Raw genomic sequence first — 19,597 nt, forward strand, 5'->3', positions numbered from 1 at the left:
TTCACGGTCTTCGCATGCCTGCCCCCCGTTCGCCAGTGGCGGGGGCTGTGAGTTCAGCGCGGCGGAGACCCTAAACCTCACACTGGCGACTGTTCTTTCTACGGAGAATTTGCAATGGCAAAGGAAAAGTTCGAGCGGACCAAGCCGCACGTGAACGTGGGCACCATCGGTCACGTTGACCACGGCAAGACCACCCTGACGGCTGCGATCACCACGATCCTGTCCAAGAAGTTCGGCGGCGAAGCCAAGGCCTACGACCAGATCGACGCCGCTCCGGAAGAGAAGGCTCGCGGCATCACCATCAACACCGCGCACGTTGAGTACGAAACGGCCAACCGCCACTACGCTCACGTGGACTGCCCGGGTCACGCCGACTATGTGAAGAACATGATCACGGGTGCCGCCCAGATGGACGGCGCCATCCTGGTGTGCTCGGCCGCTGACGGCCCGATGCCCCAAACCCGTGAGCACATCCTGCTGGCCCGCCAAGTGGGCGTTCCCTACATCATCGTGTTCCTGAACAAGTGCGACATGGTGGACGACGAGGAACTGCTGGAACTGGTCGAAATGGAAGTGCGCGAGCTGCTCTCCAAGTACGACTTCCCCGGCGACGACACCCCGATCGTCAAGGGCTCGGCCAAGCTGGCACTCGAAGGCGACCAAAGCGAACTGGGCGAAGCCGCCATCATGCGCTTGGCCGATGCACTGGACAGCTACATCCCGACGCCTGAGCGCGCCGTGGATGGCACCTTCCTGATGCCTGTGGAAGACGTGTTCTCGATCTCCGGTCGTGGCACCGTGGTGACTGGCCGTGTTGAGCGTGGCATCGTCAAGGTCGGCGAAGAAATCGAAATCGTCGGTATCCGCGCCACCGTCAAGACCACCTGCACCGGCGTGGAAATGTTCCGCAAGCTGCTGGATCAAGGTCAAGCCGGCGACAACGTCGGTATCCTGCTGCGCGGCACCAAGCGTGAAGACGTCGAGCGCGGCCAAGTGCTGTGCAAGCCGGGCTCCATCAAGCCGCACACCCACTTCACCGCCGAGGTGTACGTGTTGTCCAAGGACGAAGGTGGCCGTCACACCCCGTTCTTCAACAACTACCGCCCGCAGTTCTACTTCCGCACCACCGATGTCACCGGCGCCGTTGAGCTGCCCAAGGACAAAGAAATGGTGATGCCGGGTGACAACGTGCAGATGACCGTCAAGCTGATCGCCCCGATCGCCATGGAAGAAGGTCTGCGCTTCGCCATCCGTGAAGGTGGCCGCACCGTCGGCGCCGGCGTCGTTGCCAAGATCATCGAGTAATTGCATGACCGAACCGGCCGGGCGGCCTTGCTGCCCAGCCGGTTTTTCATCGCTCTTTTGAAGGAATCGTCATGCAAAAGCAAAAGATCCGCATCCGCCTGAAGGCCTTTGATTACAAGCTGATCGACCAGTCGGCCCTGGAAATCGTGGACACCGCCAAGCGCACCGGCGCCATCGTCAAGGGCCCCGTGCCTCTGCCGACCCGCATGCAGCGCTTCGACATTCTGCGTTCGCCGCACGTCAACAAGACCTCGCGCGACCAGTTCGAGATCCGCACCCATCAACGTCTGATGGACATCGTGGATCCGACCGACAAGACCGTTGACGCTCTGATGAAGCTGGATCTGCCGGCTGGCGTGGACGTCGAGATCAAGCTGCAATGAGTTTGCGCAGCTTGGAAAGGGCAGGGCGTCTGAACGCAGGCATCTTGCACAATTTCTAGGCACTGCTTATACTCGCAGGCTTTTCCGGTGAAAGGGTGACTGAAAAGTCACCCTTTTGCCGTCTTGTGTGCGCCGCGCCGGGCTTGTTCAGACGGCAACAACGCACCTCCAAGCTGGTTCGACCAATCGTTGTCGGACTTTTGAAACCCAGTCTCGCAGATGAGTAAAGCTGCGAGGACGGAGAAAAAACATGAGTCTTAGCAATCGCCTCGGGTTGCTGGGTCGCAAAGTGGGCATGATGCGCGTGTTCACGGACGATGGCGACGCCATTCCCGTGACCGTGCTGGATGTGTCCAACAACCGCGTGTCCCAGGTCAAAACCGTTGAGACCGACGGCTACACCGCGCTGCAAGTGGTGTTCGGTTCGCGCAAAGCTTCGCGCGTGACCAAGCCGGAAGCTGGCCACCTCGCCAAGGCGGGTGTGGAAGCCGGTACCCTGGTGAAAGAATTCCGCGTGACCGCCGAAATCGCCGCCGAATACAAGGCTGGCGCCGCTGTGCCGGTCACCCTGTTCGCCGCTGGCGAAAAGGTGGACGTGCAAGGCACCTCCATCGGTAAGGGCTTCGCAGGCACCATCAAGCGCCACAACTTCGGTTCGCAGCGCGCCTCCCACGGTAACAGCCGCTCGCACAACGTGCCGGGCTCGATCTCCATGGCGCAGGATCCGGGCCGCGTGTTCCCGGGCAAGAAGATGTCCGGCCACATGGGCGACGAAACCGTCACCACCCAGAACCTGGACATCGTCCGCGTGGACGAAGCCCGCCAGCTGCTGCTGGTCAAGGGTGCTGTGCCGGGCGCCAAGAACGGCCATGTGGTCGTGCGCCCTGCCGTCAAGGCCAAGGCCAAGAAGGGAGCCAACTGATGCAACTCGAGCTCCTGAACGAACAAGGTCAGGCCGCTGCCAAGGTGGACGCTCCTGACACCGTGTTCGCCCGCGACTACAACGAAGCCCTGGTTCACCAGGTCGTGGTGGCTTTCCAAGCCAACGCCCGTCAAGGCACCCGCGCCCAGCTGACCCGCGCCGAAGTTCATCACTCGACCAAGAAGCCTTTCCGCCAGAAGGGCACCGGCCGCGCTCGCGCCGGTATGACCTCCTCGCCGCTGTGGCGTGGGGGCGGTCGCATCTTCCCGAACAAGCCGGACGAGAACTTCTCGCATAAGCTGAACAAGAAGATGTACCGCGCTGGCATGGCCACCATCCTGTCGCAGTTGGCCCGTGATGGTCGCCTGGCCGTGGTGGACTCGCTGACGCTGGAAGCCCCAAAGACCAAGCTGCTGGCTGCCAAGTTCAAGGCCATGGGTCTGGACTCGGTGCTGGTGATCGCTGATCAAGTGGACGACAACCTGGCCCTGGCCTCGCGCAACCTGCCCAACGTGCTGGTTGTGGAGCCGCGCTACGCTGATCCGCTGGCACTGGTGAAGTACAAGAAGGTGCTGGTCACCAAGGCCGCGATCGAGCAACTCAAGGAGATGTTCGCATGAGCGCCCAATTCAACGAAGGCCGTCTGGCCCAGGTGCTGGTCGCTCCGGTGATCTCCGAGAAGGCCACCCAGGTTGCTGAAAAGTCCAACCAAGTGGTGTTCAAGGTGCTGCGCGATGCCAGCAAGCCCGAAATCAAGGCTGCGGTTGAACTGCTGTTCAAGGTCGAAGTGGCTGCCGTGAACGTCGTGAACGTCAAGGGCAAGTCCAAGCGCTTCGGTCGCAACATGGGCCGCCGTGACCACGTCAAGAAGGCGTATGTGTCGCTCAAGGAAGGCCAAGAGCTGAACTTCTCCGGGGAGGCTGCGTAATCATGGCTGTCGTCAAAGTCAAGCCGACCTCGCCGGGCCGCCGCGCCGTCGTCAAGGTCGTCCACAAGCACCTGCACAAGGGCGCTCCGGAAGCTTCGCTGCTGGAACCGCAAAAGCAGAAGTCGGGCCGTAACAACAACGGTCACATCACGATGCGCCACAAGGGCGGTGGTCACAAGCACCACTACCGTGTGGTGGACTTCGTCCGCAACAAGGATGGCATCCCTGCGAAGGTTGAGCGCATCGAGTACGACCCGAACCGTACCGCTCACATCGCCCTGGTGTGCTACGCCGACGGTTCCCGTGCGTACATCATCGCCCCGCGTGGTCTGGAAGTTGGCGCGACCGTCATGAACGGCGCTGAAGCTCCGATCAAGGCTGGCAACACGCTGCCCATCCGCAACATTCCCGTGGGTTCGACCATCCACTGCGTCGAAATGCTGCCTGGCAAGGGGGCGCAAATCGCTCGCTCGGCTGGCACCTCGGTGACGCTGATGGCCCGTGAAGGCACCTACGCTCAGGTTCGCCTGCGCTCGGGTGAAGTGCGCAAGATTCACATCGATTGCCGCGCCACCATCGGTGAAGTGAGCAACGAAGAGCACAACCTGCGCCAATACGGCAAGGCTGGTGCCATCCGCTGGAAGGGTGTCCGCCCGACCGTTCGCGGTGTGGCGATGAACCCGGTGGATCACCCGCACGGTGGTGGCGAAGGCCGCACCGGCGAAGGCCAAGTGCCTGTTTCGCCGTGGAACACGCAGGCCAAGGGCTACCGCACTCGCAGCAACAAGCGCACGCAGACTTTCATCGTCTCGCGTCGTAAGAAGTAAGGGCTGGACACCATGGCACGTTCACTCAAGAAGGGTCCCTTCGTGGACCACCACCTTCTGGCCAAGGTTGAGAAGGCCATTGCCACGAAGGACAAGAAGCCGCTCAAGACTTGGTCGCGTCGTTCGACCATCCTGCCGGACTTCATTGGCCTGACCATCGCCGTGCACAACGGCAAGCAGCATGTGCCCGTGTACGTGACCGACCAAATGGTCGGCCACAAGCTGGGCGAGTTCGCGCTGACCCGCACGTTCAAGGGTCACCCTGCGGACAAGAAGGCCAAGAAGTAAAAGGACACGACGATGGAAACCAAAGCAATCGTTCGTGATGTGCGCCTGTCGGCTGACAAGGGCCGTCTGGTCGCGGATCTGATCCGTGGCAAGAAGGTGGGCCTGGCGCTCGACATCCTGACGTTCACGCAGAAGAAGGCCGCCGGCATCGTCAAGAAGGCGCTGCAAAGCGCCATCGCCAACGCCGAGCACAACGACGGCGCTGACATCGACGAACTGAAGGTCACTTCGATCTACGTCGAGCAAGGCCCGACGCTGAAGCGTTTCTCCGCCCGCGCTAAGGGCCGTGGCAACCGCATCAGCAAGGGCACCTGCCACATCTACGTGACCGTGGGGAACTGAGGAAGACCATGGGACAAAAAATCCATCCGACCGGCTTCCGCCTGGCTGTCACCCGCGCCTGGTCGTCGCGCTGGTACGCGAACAACCGCAACTTCGCCGGCATGCTGGCTGAAGACCTGGATGTGCGCGAGTACCTGAAGGCCAAGCTGAAAAGCGCCGCCGTCTCGCGCATCCTGATCGAGCGCCCCGCCAAGAACGCACGCATCACCATCTTCTCGGCACGTCCGGGTGTGGTGATCGGCAAGAAGGGCGAGGACATCGAAAACCTGAAGGCCGAACTGACCAAGCGTCTGGGCGTGCCGGTGGCCGTGAACATCGAAGAAGTGCGCAAGCCGGAAGTCGATGCTCAACTGATCGCCGACTCGATCACCCAGCAGCTGGAAAAGCGCATCATGTTCCGCCGCGCCATGAAGCGTGCGATGCAGAACGCCATGCGTCTGGGCGCCTTGGGCATCAAGATCATGTCTGCTGGCCGTCTGAACGGCATCGAAATCGCTCGTACCGAGTGGTATCGCGAAGGCCGTGTGCCCCTGCACACCCTGAAAGCTGACATCGACTACGGTTTCTCGGAAGCCAAAACCACCTACGGCGTCATCGGCGTCAAGGTGTGGGTCTACCGTGGTGACCGCCTGGCCAACGGCGAAGCGCCGGTGCTCAAGGGCGAGGGTCAAGAAGAAGAACGTCGTCCGCGTCGCAACGCCCGTCCGGGCGCTCCGGGTGGCCGTGGCCGTCCGGGCAGCAATGACCGTGGTGCTCCGCGTGGCGACAAGCCCGCTGGCGCGCCCGGTGCCGGTGCTCAGCGCGTGCGCAAGGCTGCGCCTGCCGCTGAAGGCAAAGGAGAATAAGCATGTTGCAACCGAACCGTCGCAAGTTCCGCAAGGAACAAAAAGGACGTAACACCGGCATCGCCACCCGTGGCGCTGACGTGTCGTTCGGCGAATTCGGCCTGAAGGCCACCGAGCGCGGTCGCATCACCGCTCGCCAGATCGAAGCTGCCCGTCGTGCCATCTCGCGCCACATCAAGCGCGGTGGCCGCATCTTCATCCGCATCTTCCCGGACAAGCCGATCTCGCAAAAGCCGGCTGAAGTCCGTATGGGTAACGGTAAGGGCAACCCGGAGTACTACGTGGCTGAAATCCAGCCGGGTAAGGTGCTCTACGAGATCAACGGCGTGCCGGAAGCCCTGGCGCGTGAAGCGTTCACGCTGGCTGCTGCCAAGCTGCCGCTGCGTTGCACCTTCGTGGCCCGCCACATCGGCGCCTGAAGGAAGGACACACCATGAAAGCATCTGAACTGCGAGCCAAGGATGTGGCGGCGCTGGAAAAGGAGATCACCGATCTCCTGAAGGCCCACTTCAACCTGCGCATGCAAAAGGGCACCCAACAACTGGGCAACACCGCTCAGTTGGGCAATGTCCGCCGCGACATCGCTCGTGCCAAGACCGTTTTGGCCGAGAAGAAGAAGGGAGCTGCGCAATGAGCGAAGCCACCAAGATCCAACGCACCCTGATCGGCCGCGTGGTCAGCGACAAGCGCGCCAAGACCGTGACCGTGCTGGTGGAGCGTCGTGTGAAGCACGAGCTGTACGGCAAGATCGTCGGCCAATCGCGCAAGTACCACGCCCACGACGAAAAGGGCGAGTACAAGATGGGCGACACCGTCGAGATTTCGGAATCTCGTCCGCTGTCCAAGACCAAGAACTGGGTGGTGACCCGTTTGGTCGAGAAAGCACGTCTGGTCTGATCAACCAAATCCCTGCGGCGGGTGGGCTTGATTCCCCCGTTGCCGGTTAAACGGCCAAAGCGTCGCGATACTGCGCCGTTTTGGCCGTTTTGCTTTGTGCGAGCGGTCGTTTTCCTCTACACCAAGGACGAGACGATGAAAGTTGGCGACCGCCTGCCCGAAACCACCCTGTACGAATTCATCGACGTGGCCACCGAAGGTTGCAGCCTCGGCCCGAACGCGGTGAACAGCGCGGCAGCGGCCCAGGGCAAGAAGATTGCCCTGTTTGCCCTGCCTGGCGCCTACACGCCGGCATGCTCGGCCCAACACCTGCCCGGTTATATCCAGGCCTTCGATGATTTCAAGGCCGCCGGTGTGGATGAGATCTGGTGCCTGTCCGTGAACGACGCGTTCGTGATGGGCGCTTGGGGCCGTGACCAAAGCGCTGCTGGCAAAGTGCGTATGCTGGCCGATGGCTCGGCTGACTTTGCTCGCGCCGCCGATCTGGTTCTCGACCTTTCAGCCAAGGGCCTGGGCGTGCGCTCGCAGCGCTACTCGGCCTACGTGGTGGACGGGGAAGTGCGCCTGCTCAACCTCGAAGGTGGCGGTGGCTACGCTGTGAGCGATGCGGCCACCTTGCTGGCACAAATTCGCGCCCTGTGAACGCGAAGCGTCCCATGCGGGCGCTCAATGTGATCCCATACACACGAAGCCGCTTGACAGTCAAGTCCAAGTGACGTGATAATCACTGGCTTCGCTGGTCAGCTTTTGGTCTTCACGCGCTGTCGCCCCCAGGGTGGCACAAAAAAGCGTGTGTCGAGGCTGAGGGTTGGCTGGTTTTCAGCCCACCGGTTGACCAGCTCGCTGGCTGGTTCAACAAGACGGGCCCAAGACTGACCGCACAAGTCACACCATCGGGGTGTGGCCAAGCGGGAGCAAGTTGGGGAATAGACATGATCCAAATGCAATCGCGGCTTGATGTCGCGGACAACACGGGCGCGAAGTCCGTCATGTGCATCAAGGTGCTGGGCGGCTCCAAGCGTCGTTACGCCGGTATCGGTGACATCATCAAGGTCAGCATCAAGGAAGCTGCACCGCGTGGTCGCGTCAAGAAGGGCGATGTGTACAACGCCGTGGTGGTGCGTACCGCCAAGGGCGTGCGTCGCCAAGACGGCTCGCTGATCAAGTTCGACGGCAACGCCGCCGTGCTGCTCAACGCCAAGCTGGAGCCCATCGGCACCCGCATCTTCGGCCCGGTGACGCGTGAACTGCGTTCCGAGCGCTTCATGAAGATCGTGTCGCTGGCACCTGAAGTCATCTGACGCTCGGCCATCGGAATCGAAGGAAACGCGATGAACAAGATTCGCAAGGGCGACCAGGTGGTGGTGCTCACTGGCCGTGACAAAGGCAAGCGCGGCACCGTCGCTGAGCGCGTGGACGCCGACTACATCGTGGTCGAAGGCGTGAACGTCGTGAAGAAGCACGTCAAGCCGAACCCCCTGAAGGGCACCCAAGGTGGCGTGGTCGACAAGACCATGCCGATCCACCAGTCCAATGTGGCGATCTGGAACGCTGCTGCTGGCAAGGCTGACCGCGTAGGCATCAAGAAGTCGCAAGACGGCAAGAATGTGCGCGTGTTCAAGTCCAGCGGCGAAGAGATCAAGGCCTGAGGAGCGGCAAGATGACTCAACTGCAAAAGCCTGCCGTCGAAGCCCGCCTGCAAGCCTTCTATCAGGCCAAGGTTGTGCCTGAGCTGATGGCCAAGTTTGGCTACAAGTCGGTGATGGAAGTGCCGCGCCTGGTGAAGATCACCCTGAACATGGGCGTGAGCGAAGCTGTGGCCGACAAGAAGGTGATGGATCACGCTGTGGGCGATCTGACCAAGATCGCTGGCCAAAAGCCTGTCGTGACCAAGAGCCGCAAGGCCATCGCCGGCTTCAAGATCCGCGAAAACGTGCCCATCGGCTGCATGGTGACCCTGCGTGGCGCCCGCATGTTCGAATTCCTGGATCGTTTCGTCACCGTGGCTCTGCCGCGTGTGCGTGACTTCCGTGGGATCTCGGGTCGCTCGTTCGACGGCCGTGGCAACTACAACATCGGTGTCAAGGAACAGATCATTTTCCCGGAAATCGAGTACGACAAGATCGACGCGATCCGTGGCATGAACATCTCCTTCACCACCACCGCCAAGACCGACGACGAGTGCAAGGCCCTGCTGGCTGCCTTCCGCTTCCCGTTCAAGAACTGAGGTGACCTGTGGCAAAAGTGTCTCTGAAGCAGCGTGAAGACAAGCGCGAAAAGCTGGTCGCCAAGTACGCGAAGAAGTACGCGGAACTGAAGGCCATCATCGACAACGCCAAAAAGTCGGAAGAAGAGCGTTATGCCGCCCGCCTGGAGCTGCAAAAGCTGCCGCGCAACGCCAACCCGACCCGTCTGCGCAACCGTTGCGAACTGACTGGCCGTCCCCGTGGTACGTTCCGTACTTTCGGCCTGGCGCGCAGCAAGGTTCGTGATCTCGCCTTCAAGGGCGACATCCCTGGCGTCATCAAGGCCAGCTGGTAATCAGGCGATTTAGGAGAGAACAGCTATGAGCATGAGTGATCCTATCGCCGACATGCTGACCCGCATCCGTAACGCCCAAGCCGTTGAAAAGGCTTCGGTGGCGATGCCCGCGTCCAAGCTCAAGGTGGCGATTGCCCAAGTGCTGAAGGATGAAGGTTACATCGACGGTTTCGCGGTGACGACGGACAGCGGCAAGAGCGAACTGGCGATCAGCCTGAAGTACTACGCCGGTCGTCCGGTGATCGAGCGCATCGAGCGCGTGAGCCGTCCTGGCCTGCGCATCTACCGTGGCCGCGACGCCATTCCTCAGGTCATGAATGGCCTGGGTGTGGCCATCGTCACCACCCCGAAGGGTGTGATGACCGATCGCAAGGCACGCGCAGCCGGTGTCGGCGGCGAAGTGCTGTGCTACGTCGCCTAACGGAAAGGAGCTGAGCAAATGTCCCGCGTTGGAAAACTGCCGGTCTCCATCCCGCAAGGCGTGGATGTCAAGATCGCTGCTGATCAAATCACCATCAAGGGTGCCCTGGGCACCCTGGTTCGCCCGGCTCACCCGCTGGTGACCGTGAAGGCCGAAGACGGCAAGCTCAAGGTGGCCCCCGCCAACGAATCGGCTGAAGCCGATGCGATGAGCGGCACCACCCGTGCGCTGCTGGCCAACATGATCAACGGCGTGAGCAAGGGTTTTGAGAAGAAGCTGACCCTGGTTGGCGTGGGTTTCCGTGCCCAAGCCCAAGGCCAGAAGCTGAACCTGCAAATCGGTTTCTCGCACCCTGTGGTCAAGGACATGCCCGCTGGCATCACCGTGACCACCCCCACGCAGACCGAAATCCTGATCAAGGGTGCCGACCGCCAAGTGGTGGGTCAGTTGGCTGCTGAAGTGCGTGCGTTCCGTCCGCCCGAGCCTTACAAGGGCAAGGGCATCCGCTATGCGGACGAGCGCGTGGTCATCAAAGAGACCAAGAAGAAGTAAGGAGCGACACCATGCTGAACAAGAAAGAGCAGCGCCTGCGTCGTTCGCGCCAAACCCGCGAGCGCATTGCCAAGCAAGGCGTCGCCCGTTTGACCGTCTTCCGCTCGAACCTGCACATCTACGCCAGCGTCATTTCCGAATGCGGCACCAAGGTGGTGGCTTCGGCCTCGACCGCCGAGAAGGAAGTGCGCGAATCGCTGACCGCCAAGGGTGGCAACGCCGCAGCGGCTGCTGTGGTGGGCAAGCGCATCGCCGAAAAGGCCAAGGCCGCTGGCGTCGAGAAGGTTGCCTTCGACCGCGCTGGTTTCGCGTACCACGGCCGCGTCAAGGCGCTGGCCGAGGCTGCCCGCGAAGCCGGTCTGCAATTCTGATCGCAGCGCACTAAGGGAATATTGAAATGGCAAAGTTTCAAGCTCGCGCTCAAGCCGAAGGCAATGACGACGGCCTGAAGGAAAAGATGATCGCCGTGAACCGCGTCACCAAAGTGGTGAAGGGCGGTCGCACGCTGAGCTTCGCGGCTCTGACGGTGGTCGGCGATGGCGACGGTCGCATTGGCATGGGCAAAGGCAAGGCCAAGGAAGTGCCGGTTTCGGTGCAAAAGGCCATGGAATCGGCCCGCCGCAACCTGGCCAAGGTCAACCTGAAGAACGGCACCATCCACCACCGCGTGGAAGGTGAGCACGGTGCAGCTCGCGTGATGCTGCTGCCGGCTCCCGCTGGTACCGGCATCATTGCTGGCGGCCCGATGCGCGCTGTGTTCGAAGTGATGGGTGTCACCGACATCGTCGCCAAGAGCCACGGCTCCACCAACGCTTACAACATGGTGCGCGCCACGCTGGACGCCCTGAAGCGTTGCACGACTCCGGCCGAAATTGCTGCCAAGCGCGGCAAGTCGGTCGAAGAGCTGTTCAACTGAGCGGCTCGGGAGAAGGATTCATGACCACTGAAGCCAAGAAGACCGTCACGGTCAAGCTGGTGAAGAGCCCGATCGGCTGCAAGCAGTCGCACCGTGACACGGTGCGCGGTCTGGGCCTGCGCAAGCTCAACAGCCAAAGCGTGCTGGAAGACACCCCTGCGGTGCGCGGCATGATCAACAAGATTTCCTACCTGGTTCAGGTGCTGTAAAGCGCCGGACCGACGAAGGGAAAGCAATGGAACTCAATACCATCAAGCCCGCTGAAGGCTCCAAGCACGCCAAGCGTCGCGTGGGCCGTGGCATCGGCTCGGGCCTGGGCAAGACTGCGGGTCGCGGTCACAAGGGTCAGAAGTCGCGTGCCGGTGGCTACCACAAGGTCGGTTTTGAAGGCGGTCAAATGCCGCTGCAACGCCGTCTGCCCAAGCGTGGTTTCAAGTCGGCTCAGCTGAAGTTCAACGCCGAGGTGACCCTGGGCGAACTGCAAGCTCTGGACACTGCGGAAGTCGATCTGCTGGCCCTGAAGGCCGCTGGTCTGGTGCCGCAAATCGCCAAGACCGTCAAGGTCATCAAGGCGGGCGAGCTGTCCAAGGCTGTGGTGCTCAAGGGCATCGGTGCCACCGCTGGCGCCAAGGCAGTGATCGAAGCTGCCGGCGGCTCGCTGGCCTGATTCGTTCGCGGCGACTGAAGGACATCGTCACCCGTGGCAACCTCCCCCAATCAACTGGCCAAGTCGGGCAAGTTCGGTGATCTGTATCGCCGACTGACCTTTCTGTTGTTGGCGTTGTTGGTGTACCGCATTGGGGCGCACATCCCCGTGCCGGGCATCAACCCGCAGCAACTGCAAGCTCTTTTCGAAGGGCAGCAGGGCGGCATCCTGAACTTGTTCAACATGTTCTCGGGTGGCGCGCTGTCGCGTTTCACGGTCTTTGCGCTGGGGATCATGCCGTACATCTCGGCATCGATCATCATGCAGCTCATGACCTACGTGGTGCCCACGCTGGAGTCGTTGAAGAAGGAAGGCGAAGCGGGTCGGCGCAAGATCACCCAGTACACCCGTTACGGCACGCTGTTGCTGGCAGTGTTTCAGTCGCTGGGCATTGCCCTGGCGCTGGAAGGCTCCACGGGTTTGGTGATCAGCCCGGGCATGGGCTTCCGTCTGACGGCGGTGGTCAGCCTGGTGGCCGGCACGATGTTCCTGATGTGGTTGGGTGAGCAAATCACCGAACGCGGTTTGGGCAACGGGATCTCGATCCTGATCTTCGCAGGCATTGCGGCGGGTCTGCCCAGTGCGGTCGGGGGGCTGTTCGAGCTGGTGCGTACGGGTGCCATGAGCATCATTGCCTGCCTGTTCATCCTTGCTTTGGTGATCGGAGTCACCTATGGCGTGGTGTTCGTCGAGCGTGGCCAGCGCAAGATCTTGGTGAATTACGCCAAGCGTCAGGTCGGCAATAAGGTGTACGGTGGTCAATCGTCGCACTTGCCGCTGAAGCTCAACATGTCGGGTGTGATTCCGCCGATCTTCGCCTCGTCGATCATCCTGCTGCCGGCCACGGTGGTGGGCTGGTTCGCCACCGGTGAGGGCATGCGCTGGCTCAAGGACATCTCATCAGCCCTGTCGCCGGGTCAGCCGATCTACGTGCTGCTCTACTACGCCGCGATGATCGTGTTCTTCTGCTTCTTCTACACGGCCTTGGTGTTCAACAGCCGTGAGACGGCCGACAACCTGAAGAAGAGCGGTGCGTTCATTCCGGGCATTCGTCCGGGTGAGCAGACGGCCAAGTACATCGACAAGGTGCTGGCGCGCCTGACGTTGGCAGGGGCCCTCTACATCACGGCGGTGTGCTTGTTGCCCGAGTTCTTGGTGCTCAAGTACAACGTACCGTTCTACTTCGGCGGCACTTCGCTGCTGATCATTGTGGTGGTGACGATGGACTTCTGGGCTCAGGTGCAGTCGTACGTGATGAGCCAACAGTACGAGTCGTTGCTGAAGAAAGCGAATTTCAAGGGCTGAAACCCGTGGCCTGCGATGCGGGCACCGTGAGCTGAACAACACATGGCAAAAGACGACGTCATCCAGATGCAGGGGGAGATCCTGGAGAACCTGCCCAACGCCACCTTCCGTGTGAAGCTGGAAAACGGGCATGTGGTGCTGGGACACATCTCTGGAAAGATGCGCATGCATTACATCCGCATCTTGCCCGGTGACCGGGTGACGGTCGAACTGACGCCTTACGATTTGAGTCGCGCTCGCATCGTGTTCCGGGCGAAATGAGCGTTTGAAGGATCTAGGAGAAGATCATGAAAGTCGCAGCATCTGTGAAGAAGATCTGCCGCAATTGCAAGATCATCCGCCGCAATGGCGTGGTTCGTGTGATCTGCACCGACCCCCGCCACAAGCAGCGTCAAGGCTGATTGGCTGACGTCCACAGCGAATCCAAGGAATCCAAATGGCACGTATTGCTGGTATCAACATTCCGCCGCAAAAGCACGCGGAAATCGGCCTGACCTACATCTACGGCATCGGCCGCCCCACGGCGCAAAAAATTTGCGAAGCCGTCGGTATCCCCTTCTCCAAGAAGATCAAGGATCTGACCGACGGTGACCTGGAAAAAATCCGGGAAGAAGTGGGCAAGCTCACCATTGAAGGTGACCTGCGCCGTGAGCAATCCATGAACATCAAGCGTTTGATGGACTTGGGCTGCTACCGTGGCTTCCGCCATCGTCGCGGCCTGCCGCTGCGTGGCCAGCGCACTCGCACCAACGCTCGCACTCGCAAGGGTCCGCGCAAGGGTGCCGCCGCGCTGAAGAAGTAAGCTGACGCTCGCATCTAGAGGTACACACCATGGCCAAAGCACCTGCCAACTCCGCTGCACGTCGCGTCAGCAAGAAGGTTCGTAAGAATGTGGCGGACGGCGTCGCGCACGTCCACGCTTCGTTCAACAACACCATCATCACCATCACCGACCGTCAAGGCGGCGCCCTGTCGTGGGCTTCGTCGGGTGGTCAAGGTTTCAAGGGCTCGCGTAAGTCCACCCCGTTCGCCGCTCAGGTGGCTGCGGAAGTGGCTGGCCGTGCCGCCCAAGAACAAGGCATCAAGAACCTGGACGTGAAGATCAAGGGTCCCGGCCCCGGCCGTGAATCCTCGGTGCGCGCCCTGGCTTCGCTGGGCATCCGCATCACCTCGATCTCCGACGTGACCCCGGTGCCGCACAACGGTTGCCGTCCGCAAAAGCGTCGTCGCATCTGATGCAGTGATGTTTCGCAGGGGAGTCGATTCCCTTGCTACAATGCGCGGTTTCTCGCTAGCCGACGAAGGTGTATGCCATCGTCGGCCATTTTCACTCCAAGCCCACTGTTCGTCGTGCGGTGTCTGGCATTGTGTCGGCACAGCGTGATGAACTCGCGAGGGAGCGTTTGCGCAGCTCGTCGGCCTTTTGCGGCTGTAGCGCGTGTCGCCCTGCCTCGTCAGCACTGCCCAACAAGGATCCAACGTGGCACGTTACCTCGGCCCCAAGGCCAAACTGTCTCGCCGTGAAGGCACCGACCTGTTCCTGAAGAGCGCCCGCCGCGCCATCAGCGACAAGTGCAAGTTCGAAGCCAAGCCTGGCCAACATGGTCGCACCTCCGGCTCGCGCACCTCGGACTTCGGCCTGCAACTGCGTGAAAAGCAGAAGGTCAAGCGCATGTACGGCGTGCTGGAGCGTCAATTCCGCCGTTACTTCGCTGAAGCCGACCGCCGCAAGGGCTCGACCGGTGCCAACCTGCTGACCTTGTTGGAATCGCGTCTGGACAACGTGGTGTACCGCATGGGCTTCGGTTCGACCCGTGCGGAAGCTCGCCAGTTGGTGTCGCACAAGGCCCTGACCGTGAACGGTCAAGTGGTGAACATCCCCTCCTTCCAAGTGAAGGCTGGCGACGTGATTGCCGTGCGCGAAAAGGCCAAGAAGCAAGTGCGTATCGCTGAAGCCCTGAAGCTGGCCGATTCGATCGGTTTGCCGGCCTGGGTGTCGGTGGATCTGTCCAAGCAAGAAGGCACCTTCAAGAAGACGCCGGATCGCGACGAATTCGGCGCCGACATCAACGAATCGCTGATCGTTGAGTTGTACTCGCGTTGATGACGATTCCCACAGCCGGCCTCGCTGCCGGCCTGTGAAACACCCCGCTGCGGCACGCCGGTTCCGTGGCGGGTTTTTTCGCTTCCGGCGCAGTCCGTCAGCCTTATCGGTGTAACGAGCCGAGGGTATTGAGAGGAACAGGACTTACATGCAAACCAATCTGCTGAAACCCAAAGCCATCGTTGCGGAGCCGCTGGGCGGCTACCGCGCCAAGGTCACGCTGGAGCCGTTCGAGCGTGGTTACGGTCATACGCTGGGCAACGCGCTGCGTCGCGTGCTGCTGTCGTCGATGGTGGGTTACGCGCCGACCGAAGTGACGATCGCCGGGGTGCTGCATGAGTACTCGGCCATTGACGGTGTGTCCGAGGATGTGGTTCACATCATGCTCAACCTCAAGGGCGTGGTGTTCCGTCTGCACAACCGCGACGAAGTGACCCTGGTGCTGCGCAAGGAAGGCGAGGGCCCCGTCACGGCCGCTGACATCCAGACCCCGCACGACGTCGAAATTGTCAACCCGGATCACGTCATCGCCCATCTGGCTCAAGGCGGCAAGCTGGACATGCAGATCAAGGTCGAAAAAGGCCGTGGTTACGTGCCGGGCAACATGCGTCGTTATGGCGATGAGCCGACCAAGTCGATCGGCCGCATCGTGCTGGACGCTTCGTTCTCGCCGGTCAAGCGCGTGAGCTACGCCGTCGAAAACGCCCGCGTGGAGCAGCGTACCGACTTGGACAAGCTGGTGATGGAGATCGAAACCAACGGCGCCATCTCGCCCGAGGAAGCGATCCGCGCTTCGGCCAAGATCCTGGTGGAACAACTGGCCGTCTTCGCCCAGCTCGACGCTGGCGATGTGGGCAGCATCATCGACCAAAGCGCCAAGAGCGCGGCGGTGTTCGATCCGATCCTGCTGCGTCCGGTGGACGAGCTCGAACTCACCGTGCGTTCGGCCAACTGCCTGAAGGCCGAAAACATCTATTACATCGGTGATCTGATCCAGCGCACCGAGACCGAGCTGCTCAAGACCCCGAACCTGGGTCGCAAGTCGCTCAACGAAATCAAGGAAGTTCTGGCCTCGCGTGGCCTGACCCTGGGTGCCCGCCTAGAAAACTGGCCGCCCCAAGGTCTGGACAAGCGCTGATTTCAGTGTCCTGACCCTTTGCCGGGCCGCTTCAACCGAGGTGGCCCGTTTCATGTTCCACACCAGTGCACACCCCGGTACCTGACCGGCCGGGGTTCAATAACGAAAGGAAAGCACCATGCGTCACGGAAATGGCCTGCGCAAGCTCAACCGTACCAGCGAACACCGTGCAGCCATGCTGCGCAACATGTCGGTTTCGCTGCTGCGTCATGAAGCCATCAAGACCACCGTCCCCAAGGCCAAGGAACTGCGTCGCGTCGTCGAGCCGCTGATCACCCTGGCCAAGGTGGACACCGTTGCCAACCGCCGTCTGGCTTTTGCCCGTCTGCGCGACCGCGACATCGTCACCAAGCTGTTCAACGACCTGGGCAAGCGCTGCGCTTCGCGTCCGGGCGGCTACACCCGCATCCTGAAGATGGGCTTCCGCGTGGGCGACAACGCACCGATGGCCTACATGGAGCTGGTGGATCGTGTGGAAGAAGCCGCTGCTGAATAAGCACCGACGCTCCCATGCTTGAAAGGGCTGGCCATGTGCCAGCCCTTTTGCATTTCTTAACGGCTCAAACCATGCCTGCGCGGGCGGCGGTCTTGGCGCCATACTTCGCGCCCTGAGGTAAGGATGAGCATGGACACACATTCGAGCACCGGGCGCGTGCGGCGCACCTGGATCACGTTGGGGTTGGCACTGCTGTGGCTGTGCTGGAGCGGCTTGGTTCAAGCCGCCAACGCTTTTTTGGAACCTGAGCAGGCGTTTCGCCTCAGTGCCCAGGCCAAAGATGAACGCACGGTCGAAGTGCGCTTCGACGTGGCGCCCGGCTACTACCTGTACCGTGAGCGCCTGAGCGTTCAAGCCCCGGACGGGGTGATCCTTGGCGAACCGGTGATTCCGCCGGGCAAGGTCAAGTTCGACGAGAACTTCCAAAAGGACGTCGAAACTTACCACGGTGGGCTGAGTTTCACCGTTCCTGTGACCCAAGCCGCCGGCCCCTTCACTTTGACGGTGAATTCCCAAGGCTGTGCCGATGCCGGCCTGTGTTACCCCCCGCAAACCCAAACGCTGCGCGTGTCATTGCGTGCTTGGGGTGGAGATGGGGCGGTGGTGTTGGCCGACGCCACAGCATCGTCCAGCATGCTGGGCGCAGCGGCGCCAACCTCGGCGCCCGTTGCCGCACTGCCAACCGACGATGGGGCAAACCGCCGTAGCAACGCAGTGGAATCGGTGCTGAGGCAAGGTTCGCTGCTCACCGCGATGGGTGCGTTCTGGTTGATGGGTCTGTTGCTGTCGTTCACGCCGTGCGTGTTGCCGATGGTGCCGATTTTGTCGTCCATCATCGCGGGTGGGGGCGAAGTGTCACGCGGGCGCGGGCTGCTGTTGGCGGCGGCGTATTCGCTGGGCATGGCGCTGGTGTATGCCGGTTTGGGCGTGGCGGCGGGTCTGGCCGGCGAGGGCTTGGCCGCGTGGATGCAGCAACCGTGGGTGCTGGCTTTGTTTGCGGCGCTGCTGGTGGGCTTTGCGCTGTCGATGTTCGATGTGTACGAGTTGCGCCTGCCGATCCATTGGGCGTCGCGCTTGGACGGCGCTTCGCGCGCTTTGCCGGGCGGGCGCTTGCTGGGGGTGTTCCTCATGGGCGGCGTGTCGGCGCTGATCGTCAGCCCCTGTGTCACCGCACCGTTGGCGGGTGTGCTGCTGTTCCTCAGCCAAACCCGGGATGTGCTGCTGGCCGCCACCGCCTTGTTTGCCATGGCCGTGGGCATGAGCACGCCGTTGTTGGTGCTGGGCGCCTCCGCCGGGACGCTGCTGCCGCGCTCGGGGGCGTGGATGAACGGCGTCAAGCATTTCTTTGGTTTGCTGCTGATCGGTGTGGCTCTGTGGACGCTGCAACCGGTGTTGCCCATGGGCGTCATGTTGCTGCTGTGGGGCACGCTGCTGCTGGTGATCGGGTTCATGCTGCGGCCATTCGATGCCCATCCGCACGCTGGGGCGCCACGCGTCTGGTTGCAACGCGCTGCCGGCTTGGTGGCGCTGACGCTCGGGGTGATGCAGCTGGCCGGGGCCGTCTCGGGTGGGCGCGATCCGCTGCAACCGTTGAGCCATTGGGTGCGCCCCGCTGCCACAGATGGCGCTCCGGCAACCACCGGCTTGCGTTTTGAACCTGTGCGCAGTGTGCAGGAGCTGGAGCAGCGTTTGCGGAGTGCGGGTCGCCCGGTGATGCTGGACTTTTACGCCGATTGGTGCGTGTCGTGTAAAGAGATGGAGCGCTTCACCTTCAGCGATCCGGCGGTGCAGCGTCGGCTGGCAGGGGCGGTGGTGCTCAAAGCCGATGTGACCGCCAACAGCGAGGCCGACCGGGCCTTGCTCAAGCGCTTCCAGTTATTTGGCCCGCCAGGTACGATTTTTTTCGATGCACAAGGCCGCGAAGTGGCCGAAGCGCGGGTGGTGGGCTTCCTGCCGGCACGTGATTTTGAAAATTCTTTGAAAAAAGCTGGACTCTGAACCGAAACCTGTGCATAATTGAATTCTTCCGACGCGGGGTGGAGCAGTCGGGTAGCTCGTTGGGCTCATAACCCAAAGGTCGCAGGTTCAAATCCTGCCCCCGCAACCAAATTCAAAGGCCCTTGTCTCACGACAAGGGCCTTTTCGCTTTGGGGGCAGCGCAGGCAGTGCGGGCCCGATTGCCAGCCTACAATCCGAAGCTTTTGCCGGTGCCCCGGGCATCGGGACGACCCCTCGCAATCGACTTGAGACAAAGGAAGCCGCAGTGTTCATCTCCAACGCTTACGCACAAGCCGCCACCGACGCTGCCGCCGGTGGAGCGGCCGGTGGTCTGATGCAGTTCTTGCCCCTGATCCTGATGTTCGGGGTGCTCTACTTCGTCATGATCCGCCCGCAGATGAAGCGCCAAAAGGAACACAAGAGCATGATCGACGCCCTGGCCAAGGGCGATGAAGTGGTCATCGGCGGTGGCATCCTGGGCCGTGTGAGCAAGCTGGGGGACAACGTCCTCCACCTCGAAGTGGCCAACGGTGTGGAAATCCAAGTGCAGCGCCAGGCCGTGGTGCAAGTGCTGCCCAAGGGCACCTTCAAGTAATTCCCTTCCTGCCAGAAGCCAGGGCGCGTGCGTGATGCCGCGCCCTTGTCACATGGAGTCGGCGCCTCGCGGTGGCCGGCCGCTCTGC

32 protein-coding genes, 1 tRNA gene and 1 pseudogene are annotated in these 19,597 nt (G+C 61.6%); all 34 read left to right on the top strand.

Going from position 1 to position 19,597, the window contains the following annotated elements; translation table 11 throughout:
• The first annotated feature begins 114 nt into the window (after positions 1 to 114).
• On the top strand, positions 115 to 1,305 hold the full coding sequence (gene tuf / locus VITFI_RS06170; RefSeq protein ID WP_089415880.1) for an elongation factor Tu: 1,191 nt from the start codon (positions 115 to 117) through the stop codon (positions 1,303 to 1,305).
• 71 nt (positions 1,306 to 1,376) lie between these two features.
• On the top strand, positions 1,377 to 1,688 hold the full coding sequence (gene rpsJ, locus VITFI_RS06175) for a 30S ribosomal protein S10 (protein WP_019561663.1): 312 nt from the start codon (positions 1,377 to 1,379) through the stop codon (positions 1,686 to 1,688).
• A gap of 250 nt (positions 1,689 to 1,938) precedes the next feature.
• Positions 1,939 to 2,610 carry a 50S ribosomal protein L3 gene (rplC, locus tag VITFI_RS06180; RefSeq protein ID WP_089416229.1) on the top strand — a complete coding sequence of 224 codons (672 nt, stop codon included), beginning with the start codon at positions 1,939 to 1,941 and terminating at the stop codon, positions 2,608 to 2,610.
• Positions 2,610 to 3,230 (top strand): 50S ribosomal protein L4, encoded by a 621-nt coding sequence (rplD, locus tag VITFI_RS06185; RefSeq protein ID WP_089416230.1) that lies wholly within the window; start codon positions 2,610 to 2,612, stop codon positions 3,228 to 3,230. The genes rplC and rplD overlap by 1 nt, the downstream gene beginning before the upstream one ends.
• Entirely contained in the window at positions 3,227 to 3,538 is a 312-nt protein-coding gene (rplW, locus tag VITFI_RS06190; protein WP_089416231.1) for a 50S ribosomal protein L23, read from the top strand. Before rplD ends, rplW begins: the two co-directional genes overlap by 4 nt.
• 2 nt (positions 3,539 to 3,540) lie before the next feature.
• A complete protein-coding gene (gene rplB / locus VITFI_RS06195; protein ID WP_089416232.1) occupies positions 3,541 to 4,365 on the top strand; it encodes a 50S ribosomal protein L2 in 825 nt (274 codons plus the stop codon).
• A gap of 12 nt (positions 4,366 to 4,377) precedes the next feature.
• Positions 4,378 to 4,653, top strand: a complete 276-nt coding sequence (gene rpsS / locus VITFI_RS06200) for a 30S ribosomal protein S19 (RefSeq protein WP_089416233.1) — start codon at positions 4,378 to 4,380, stop codon at positions 4,651 to 4,653.
• A 12-nt stretch (positions 4,654 to 4,665) separates the two neighbouring features.
• Positions 4,666 to 4,995 carry a 50S ribosomal protein L22 gene (gene rplV / locus VITFI_RS06205; protein ID WP_089416234.1) on the top strand — a complete coding sequence of 110 codons (330 nt, stop codon included), beginning with the start codon at positions 4,666 to 4,668 and terminating at the stop codon, positions 4,993 to 4,995.
• Positions 4,996 to 5,003: 8 nt separating this feature from the next.
• Positions 5,004 to 5,696 (top strand): annotated as a pseudogene (gene rpsC / locus VITFI_RS06210) (30S ribosomal protein S3); the annotation flags it as partial.
• Between the two features lie 146 nt (positions 5,697 to 5,842).
• Positions 5,843 to 6,259: a 50S ribosomal protein L16 gene (gene rplP, locus VITFI_RS06215; protein ID WP_089416236.1), complete on the top strand. Its 417-nt coding sequence runs from the start codon at positions 5,843 to 5,845 to the stop codon at positions 6,257 to 6,259.
• A gap of 14 nt (positions 6,260 to 6,273) precedes the next feature.
• Positions 6,274 to 6,474: a 50S ribosomal protein L29 gene (rpmC, locus tag VITFI_RS06220; RefSeq protein ID WP_089416237.1), complete on the top strand. Its 201-nt coding sequence runs from the start codon at positions 6,274 to 6,276 to the stop codon at positions 6,472 to 6,474.
• Positions 6,471 to 6,737, top strand: a complete 267-nt coding sequence (gene rpsQ, locus VITFI_RS06225; RefSeq protein WP_089416238.1) for a 30S ribosomal protein S17 — start codon at positions 6,471 to 6,473, stop codon at positions 6,735 to 6,737. Before rpmC ends, rpsQ begins: the two co-directional genes overlap by 4 nt.
• A 135-nt stretch (positions 6,738 to 6,872) precedes the next feature.
• On the top strand, positions 6,873 to 7,379 hold the full coding sequence (locus tag VITFI_RS06230; protein ID WP_089416239.1) for a peroxiredoxin: 507 nt from the start codon (positions 6,873 to 6,875) through the stop codon (positions 7,377 to 7,379).
• Positions 7,380 to 7,669: 290 nt separating this feature from the next.
• Positions 7,670 to 8,038, top strand: coding sequence for a 50S ribosomal protein L14 (gene rplN, locus VITFI_RS06235; protein ID WP_089416240.1), 369 nt, complete (start codon positions 7,670 to 7,672; stop codon positions 8,036 to 8,038).
• Positions 8,039 to 8,068: 30 nt separating this feature from the next.
• Positions 8,069 to 8,386: a 50S ribosomal protein L24 gene (gene rplX, locus VITFI_RS06240; protein ID WP_089416241.1), complete on the top strand. Its 318-nt coding sequence runs from the start codon at positions 8,069 to 8,071 to the stop codon at positions 8,384 to 8,386.
• 11 nt (positions 8,387 to 8,397) lie between these two features.
• Positions 8,398 to 8,964, top strand: a complete 567-nt coding sequence (gene rplE, locus VITFI_RS06245) for a 50S ribosomal protein L5 (protein ID WP_089416242.1) — start codon at positions 8,398 to 8,400, stop codon at positions 8,962 to 8,964.
• 8 nt (positions 8,965 to 8,972) lie between these two features.
• Positions 8,973 to 9,278, top strand: coding sequence for a 30S ribosomal protein S14 (gene rpsN / locus VITFI_RS06250; RefSeq protein ID WP_089416243.1), 306 nt, complete (start codon positions 8,973 to 8,975; stop codon positions 9,276 to 9,278).
• 25 nt (positions 9,279 to 9,303) lie between these two features.
• Positions 9,304 to 9,699, top strand: a complete 396-nt coding sequence (gene rpsH / locus VITFI_RS06255) for a 30S ribosomal protein S8 (RefSeq protein ID WP_089416244.1) — start codon at positions 9,304 to 9,306, stop codon at positions 9,697 to 9,699.
• A gap of 18 nt (positions 9,700 to 9,717) precedes the next feature.
• Positions 9,718 to 10,251, top strand: coding sequence for a 50S ribosomal protein L6 (gene rplF / locus VITFI_RS06260; protein WP_089416245.1), 534 nt, complete (start codon positions 9,718 to 9,720; stop codon positions 10,249 to 10,251).
• Positions 10,252 to 10,262: 11 nt separating this feature from the next.
• Positions 10,263 to 10,622, top strand: a complete 360-nt coding sequence (gene rplR / locus VITFI_RS06265) for a 50S ribosomal protein L18 (protein WP_089416246.1) — start codon at positions 10,263 to 10,265, stop codon at positions 10,620 to 10,622.
• A 26-nt stretch (positions 10,623 to 10,648) separates the two neighbouring features.
• Positions 10,649 to 11,167: a 30S ribosomal protein S5 gene (gene rpsE, locus VITFI_RS06270; RefSeq protein WP_089416247.1), complete on the top strand. Its 519-nt coding sequence runs from the start codon at positions 10,649 to 10,651 to the stop codon at positions 11,165 to 11,167.
• A gap of 20 nt (positions 11,168 to 11,187) precedes the next feature.
• On the top strand, positions 11,188 to 11,376 hold the full coding sequence (rpmD, locus tag VITFI_RS06275) for a 50S ribosomal protein L30 (protein ID WP_089416248.1): 189 nt from the start codon (positions 11,188 to 11,190) through the stop codon (positions 11,374 to 11,376).
• A gap of 26 nt (positions 11,377 to 11,402) precedes the next feature.
• Positions 11,403 to 11,834 carry a 50S ribosomal protein L15 gene (gene rplO / locus VITFI_RS06280; protein ID WP_089416249.1) on the top strand — a complete coding sequence of 144 codons (432 nt, stop codon included), beginning with the start codon at positions 11,403 to 11,405 and terminating at the stop codon, positions 11,832 to 11,834.
• A gap of 33 nt (positions 11,835 to 11,867) precedes the next feature.
• Complete coding sequence (gene secY / locus VITFI_RS06285) at positions 11,868 to 13,178, top strand: preprotein translocase subunit SecY (RefSeq protein WP_089416250.1); 1,311 nt, start codon at positions 11,868 to 11,870, stop codon at positions 13,176 to 13,178.
• Between the two features lie 42 nt (positions 13,179 to 13,220).
• On the top strand, positions 13,221 to 13,439 hold the full coding sequence (gene infA / locus VITFI_RS06290) for a translation initiation factor IF-1 (protein WP_089416251.1): 219 nt from the start codon (positions 13,221 to 13,223) through the stop codon (positions 13,437 to 13,439).
• Positions 13,440 to 13,465: 26 nt separating this feature from the next.
• The gene (rpmJ, locus tag VITFI_RS06295) at positions 13,466 to 13,579 is read left to right on the top strand and encodes a 50S ribosomal protein L36 (protein WP_089416252.1); all 114 of its coding nucleotides are present in this window, start codon (positions 13,466 to 13,468) and stop codon (positions 13,577 to 13,579) included.
• 35 nt (positions 13,580 to 13,614) lie between these two features.
• The gene (gene rpsM, locus VITFI_RS06300) at positions 13,615 to 13,980 is read left to right on the top strand and encodes a 30S ribosomal protein S13 (protein WP_089416253.1); all 366 of its coding nucleotides are present in this window, start codon (positions 13,615 to 13,617) and stop codon (positions 13,978 to 13,980) included.
• A gap of 29 nt (positions 13,981 to 14,009) precedes the next feature.
• On the top strand, positions 14,010 to 14,414 hold the full coding sequence (gene rpsK, locus VITFI_RS06305; protein WP_089416254.1) for a 30S ribosomal protein S11: 405 nt from the start codon (positions 14,010 to 14,012) through the stop codon (positions 14,412 to 14,414).
• 244 nt (positions 14,415 to 14,658) lie between these two features.
• A complete protein-coding gene (gene rpsD / locus VITFI_RS06310) occupies positions 14,659 to 15,282 on the top strand; it encodes a 30S ribosomal protein S4 (protein WP_089417995.1) in 624 nt (207 codons plus the stop codon).
• Positions 15,283 to 15,430: 148 nt separating this feature from the next.
• Positions 15,431 to 16,420: a DNA-directed RNA polymerase subunit alpha gene (locus VITFI_RS06315; RefSeq protein ID WP_089416255.1), complete on the top strand. Its 990-nt coding sequence runs from the start codon at positions 15,431 to 15,433 to the stop codon at positions 16,418 to 16,420.
• A gap of 118 nt (positions 16,421 to 16,538) precedes the next feature.
• On the top strand, positions 16,539 to 16,916 hold the full coding sequence (gene rplQ / locus VITFI_RS06320; RefSeq protein ID WP_089416256.1) for a 50S ribosomal protein L17: 378 nt from the start codon (positions 16,539 to 16,541) through the stop codon (positions 16,914 to 16,916).
• Between the two features lie 129 nt (positions 16,917 to 17,045).
• Entirely contained in the window at positions 17,046 to 18,914 is a 1,869-nt protein-coding gene (gene dsbD / locus VITFI_RS06325; RefSeq protein ID WP_198301645.1) for a protein-disulfide reductase DsbD, read from the top strand.
• A 32-nt stretch (positions 18,915 to 18,946) separates the two neighbouring features.
• A tRNA-Met gene (locus VITFI_RS06330) sits at positions 18,947 to 19,023 on the top strand.
• Positions 19,024 to 19,179: 156 nt separating this feature from the next.
• On the top strand, positions 19,180 to 19,509 hold the full coding sequence (gene yajC, locus VITFI_RS06335) for a preprotein translocase subunit YajC (RefSeq protein WP_089416258.1): 330 nt from the start codon (positions 19,180 to 19,182) through the stop codon (positions 19,507 to 19,509).
• The last annotated feature ends 88 nt before the right edge of the window (positions 19,510 to 19,597 follow it).

The sequence above is a fragment of the Vitreoscilla filiformis genome, from assembly GCF_002222655.1.
Taxonomy (GTDB): Bacteria; Pseudomonadota; Gammaproteobacteria; order Burkholderiales; family Burkholderiaceae_C; genus Ideonella; species Ideonella filiformis.

What these genes read in the sequence shown, in the direction of transcription:
- tuf (WP_089415880.1), top strand. Translation starts at nt 115, where the DNA reads ATGGCAAAGGAAAAGTTCGAGCGGACCAAGCCGCACGTGAACGTGGGC.
- rpsJ (WP_019561663.1), top strand. Translation starts at nt 1,377, where the DNA reads ATGCAAAAGCAAAAGATCCGCATCCGCCTGAAGGCCTTTGATTACAAG.
- rplC (WP_089416229.1), top strand. Translation starts at nt 1,939, where the DNA reads ATGAGTCTTAGCAATCGCCTCGGGTTGCTGGGTCGCAAAGTGGGCATG.
- rplD (WP_089416230.1), top strand. Translation starts at nt 2,610, where the DNA reads ATGCAACTCGAGCTCCTGAACGAACAAGGTCAGGCCGCTGCCAAGGTG.
- rplW (WP_089416231.1), top strand. Translation starts at nt 3,227, where the DNA reads ATGAGCGCCCAATTCAACGAAGGCCGTCTGGCCCAGGTGCTGGTCGCT.
- rplB (WP_089416232.1), top strand. Translation starts at nt 3,541, where the DNA reads ATGGCTGTCGTCAAAGTCAAGCCGACCTCGCCGGGCCGCCGCGCCGTC.
- rpsS (WP_089416233.1), top strand. Translation starts at nt 4,378, where the DNA reads ATGGCACGTTCACTCAAGAAGGGTCCCTTCGTGGACCACCACCTTCTG.
- rplV (WP_089416234.1), top strand. Translation starts at nt 4,666, where the DNA reads ATGGAAACCAAAGCAATCGTTCGTGATGTGCGCCTGTCGGCTGACAAG.
- rplP (WP_089416236.1), top strand. Translation starts at nt 5,843, where the DNA reads ATGTTGCAACCGAACCGTCGCAAGTTCCGCAAGGAACAAAAAGGACGT.
- rpmC (WP_089416237.1), top strand. Translation starts at nt 6,274, where the DNA reads ATGAAAGCATCTGAACTGCGAGCCAAGGATGTGGCGGCGCTGGAAAAG.
- rpsQ (WP_089416238.1), top strand. Translation starts at nt 6,471, where the DNA reads ATGAGCGAAGCCACCAAGATCCAACGCACCCTGATCGGCCGCGTGGTC.
- VITFI_RS06230 (WP_089416239.1), top strand. Translation starts at nt 6,873, where the DNA reads ATGAAAGTTGGCGACCGCCTGCCCGAAACCACCCTGTACGAATTCATC.
- rplN (WP_089416240.1), top strand. Translation starts at nt 7,670, where the DNA reads ATGATCCAAATGCAATCGCGGCTTGATGTCGCGGACAACACGGGCGCG.
- rplX (WP_089416241.1), top strand. Translation starts at nt 8,069, where the DNA reads ATGAACAAGATTCGCAAGGGCGACCAGGTGGTGGTGCTCACTGGCCGT.
- rplE (WP_089416242.1), top strand. Translation starts at nt 8,398, where the DNA reads ATGACTCAACTGCAAAAGCCTGCCGTCGAAGCCCGCCTGCAAGCCTTC.
- rpsH (WP_089416244.1), top strand. Translation starts at nt 9,304, where the DNA reads ATGAGCATGAGTGATCCTATCGCCGACATGCTGACCCGCATCCGTAAC.
- rplF (WP_089416245.1), top strand. Translation starts at nt 9,718, where the DNA reads ATGTCCCGCGTTGGAAAACTGCCGGTCTCCATCCCGCAAGGCGTGGAT.
- rplR (WP_089416246.1), top strand. Translation starts at nt 10,263, where the DNA reads ATGCTGAACAAGAAAGAGCAGCGCCTGCGTCGTTCGCGCCAAACCCGC.
- rpsE (WP_089416247.1), top strand. Translation starts at nt 10,649, where the DNA reads ATGGCAAAGTTTCAAGCTCGCGCTCAAGCCGAAGGCAATGACGACGGC.
- rpmD (WP_089416248.1), top strand. Translation starts at nt 11,188, where the DNA reads ATGACCACTGAAGCCAAGAAGACCGTCACGGTCAAGCTGGTGAAGAGC.
- rplO (WP_089416249.1), top strand. Translation starts at nt 11,403, where the DNA reads ATGGAACTCAATACCATCAAGCCCGCTGAAGGCTCCAAGCACGCCAAG.
- infA (WP_089416251.1), top strand. Translation starts at nt 13,221, where the DNA reads ATGGCAAAAGACGACGTCATCCAGATGCAGGGGGAGATCCTGGAGAAC.
- rpmJ (WP_089416252.1), top strand. Translation starts at nt 13,466, where the DNA reads ATGAAAGTCGCAGCATCTGTGAAGAAGATCTGCCGCAATTGCAAGATC.
- rpsM (WP_089416253.1), top strand. Translation starts at nt 13,615, where the DNA reads ATGGCACGTATTGCTGGTATCAACATTCCGCCGCAAAAGCACGCGGAA.
- rpsK (WP_089416254.1), top strand. Translation starts at nt 14,010, where the DNA reads ATGGCCAAAGCACCTGCCAACTCCGCTGCACGTCGCGTCAGCAAGAAG.
- VITFI_RS06315 (WP_089416255.1), top strand. Translation starts at nt 15,431, where the DNA reads ATGCAAACCAATCTGCTGAAACCCAAAGCCATCGTTGCGGAGCCGCTG.
- rplQ (WP_089416256.1), top strand. Translation starts at nt 16,539, where the DNA reads ATGCGTCACGGAAATGGCCTGCGCAAGCTCAACCGTACCAGCGAACAC.
- dsbD (WP_198301645.1), top strand. Translation starts at nt 17,046, where the DNA reads ATGGACACACATTCGAGCACCGGGCGCGTGCGGCGCACCTGGATCACG.